4 protein-coding genes are annotated in these 2,526 nt (G+C 74.0%); 1 reads left to right on the forward strand and 3 read right to left on the reverse strand.

Annotated elements, in window-relative coordinates; all coding sequences use genetic code 11:
* Positions 1 to 7: 7 nt before the first annotated feature.
* The 3 genes from JAN01S_RS16300 to JAN01S_RS16310 are packed head-to-tail and all read right to left on the reverse strand — an operon-like array spanning position 8 to position 1,659.
* A complete protein-coding gene (locus tag JAN01S_RS16300; RefSeq protein WP_157075816.1) occupies positions 8 to 379 on the reverse strand; it encodes a hypothetical protein in 372 nt (123 codons plus the stop codon).
* A gap of 43 nt (positions 380 to 422) precedes the next feature.
* Positions 423 to 1,052, reverse strand: a complete 630-nt coding sequence (locus JAN01S_RS16305) for a VOC family protein (RefSeq protein ID WP_068319866.1) — start codon at positions 1,050 to 1,052, stop codon at positions 423 to 425.
* Positions 1,053 to 1,059: 7 nt separating this feature from the next.
* Entirely contained in the window at positions 1,060 to 1,659 is a 600-nt protein-coding gene (locus tag JAN01S_RS16310; protein WP_068319870.1) for a mycothiol transferase, read from the reverse strand.
* A 105-nt stretch (positions 1,660 to 1,764) separates the two neighbouring features.
* Here JAN01S_RS16310 and JAN01S_RS16315 point away from each other — a divergent pair.
* The coding region (locus JAN01S_RS16315; protein WP_084360337.1) for a helix-turn-helix transcriptional regulator at positions 1,765 to 2,526 on the forward strand (762 nt) is incomplete at its 3' end.

Raw genomic sequence — 2,526 nt, forward strand, 5'->3', positions numbered from 1 at the left:
CCCCCGGTCAGGCCCCCTTCGCCAGGTAGGCCATGAGGGCGACGGGCATCGCGCTCATGCCGGTCCGCAGGGTCGGCTCCGCGACGGGGGCGACGGTGCTCGCGTGGTTGCCCGGGATCGTCTGCGCGAGGGTGCCCTCCGCCTCGGCCGTGCGGTAGGTCTGCGGGTCGAAGCCACCCCAGATCCAGAAGAGGGAGGGCACGTCGAGCGCGCGCGGGATGTCGCAGCCGAGATCGTGCAGCCGGTCGGCGACGATGCCGGCGGTGCGCTCCTCCTGGAAGCTCAGCTCGGGATGGCGGTGGAGGTCCTCGTAGACCGGCAGGTGCGAGGCGACGAGGGCGTCGAGGTCGGCGAGCAGGGGCCGTGCGTCCGTGGCCATGCCCTCGGTCTGCACCCGGGCGGGCGCGCCCGAAGGGGGACGGTCAGCCCTGCTCGATGATCAGGGTCGGGGTGCCCAGGGCGCGGTCGCGGACGGTCGCGACCCGGGTGCCGGGCTTGCGGCCGGTGCGCACCTCGGAGACCTCGACGCCGCCGGCGAGGAGGCGCTCGCGGGTGGCCTCGATGTTGGCGGACCGCCAGGCCAAACCGCCGAAGCTGTCGGGGTCGCCCGTCGGCTCGATCGGTGCGGCCACCTCGACGACCGCGTCGCCGCACCGGAAGAAGAGCCCGCGGAAGCCGTGCTCCGTCAGGCGCCGGTCCAGCCGCAGGTCGAGGCCGACGCGCGCGCCGAGGTCGGCGGCGGCCCGCTCGGCGTCACCGGTGCGCACGACGACGTGGTCGAGGACGAGGTCGGTGCTCCCTTCGCCCCCGACGAAGGGGGTCAGGCGCCAGGTCAGCCCGCCGACGTCGAAGCCGCTGGCGTCACCGACGAGACCGCGCCGCTGGAGCAGCCGCTCGGTCGCGGCGACGTCCTCGACGCCGAGGACGACCGCGGTCAGGCCCGCCTCGCCCTCGCGCAGCTCGACCTCGCGGTCGACGTGGCCGAGTCGCCGCCACGCCTGCTGGGCGGCGGCGACGTCGGGGGTGCTGATGACGAGTCCGGTGATCCTCACCGGGCCATCATGCAGTGGCCGGCTGCTTGGGCGACCACGGCTGGGCGAAGGGAGTGGCCGGTCGGCCCGTGTCGGCGAGGAGCAGCTCGAGCGAGGTCGCGCCGTCGATCTGCTCGCGGATGATGTCGGCGTGCCCCGCGTGCCCCGCGTGCCGCGCCAGCTCCTCGACGAAGTGCACGAAGGAGTAGCGCATCGTCGCTTGCGACGAACTCATCAGGCCGTACCAGGGCGCCGGCGGGACGGTGATCTCCTCCGCCGGGTCGATCGAGCGGATCCACTCGACGACAGCCACGCGGCGTCGGTCGAAGACCTCGATCGTGCCGGCCAGGGTCTCGTCCGCTCGCAGCGCGAAGGTGTCCATGAAGGCGGCGTACGCGTCCGCGCTGACCTCGCCGCCCTCCTCGACCCGGCCCTGCTTCTCCTCCGGCGGCGCGATGACGTACGAGGTGTGCTTGACGATCCCGCCGATCGACAGGGCCGAGCGGGTGGGGGTGAGGCGAGCCTGCTCCTCGGTGAGGCCGTGGGCGCTGGCGCGGATCGCCTCGAGCTGCTGGTCGACGTACTCGGCGTAGCCGGTGATCTCGTCGTGGACGGCCGGTGCGTACATGGCGTGCTCCTTGTCTCGGGTGCGGAGGGTGTCGCCCTCCGTCTGCGACCACCGTCCACCCGATTGCAGACACCTTCTGTCACCGATCCGAGGATGATGGTGGTCATGGCCGAGACGACCGAGCGCGTGCTGCGCCTGCTGGGGCTCTTCGAGACCCGGTCGGTGTGGACCGGGCCAGAGCTCGTCGAGCTGCTTGGGGTGACCACCCGCACCCTGCGGCGCGACGTCGAGCGGCTGCGCGAGCTCGGCTATCCCGTCGAGGCGACGCCCGGGGTCGGGGGTGGCTACCGGCTCGGCAGCGGCGGGCGGATGCCGCCGCTGCTCCTCGAGGAGGACGAGGTCGTGGCCGTGACGGTGGCGCTTCGCGTTGGCGCACAAGGGATCTCGGCGATCGGCGAACCGGCAGTGCGGGCCCTGACCAAGCTCGACCAGGTGATGCCGCCGCGGCTGCGCGGCGAGGTGGCGGCGCTCGCCGACGCCACCGCCCTGCTGCCCGGCGCGACCGACGACGTCGACACGGGTGTGCTCGTCGTCCTCGCGCACGCGATCCGCGACCACGTGCGGGCCCGCTTCGGCTACACCGGCCGCACCGGAGACGTCACCGAGCGCGACGTCGAGCCCTACCGCCTCGTCGCGACCGGCCGCCGCTGGTACCTGCTCGCCTGGGACGGGCGAAGGGAGGACTGGCGCACCTTCCGCCTCGACCGGATGGCGGGGGTGCGGGCCTCGACCTTCCGCTTCACTCCGCGACCGGCGCCCGACGCCGTCGAGCACGTGCGGCGCGCGGTGACGCGGGCGGGGTACGCCCACACGGTGCGGGTGCGCCTGACCGCCGACGTCGAGGCGGTGCGGCGGCGGGTGCCGCCC

Source organism: Janibacter anophelis NBRC 107843 (genome assembly GCF_001570945.1).
Lineage (GTDB): Bacteria > Actinomycetota > Actinomycetes > Actinomycetales > Dermatophilaceae > Janibacter > Janibacter anophelis.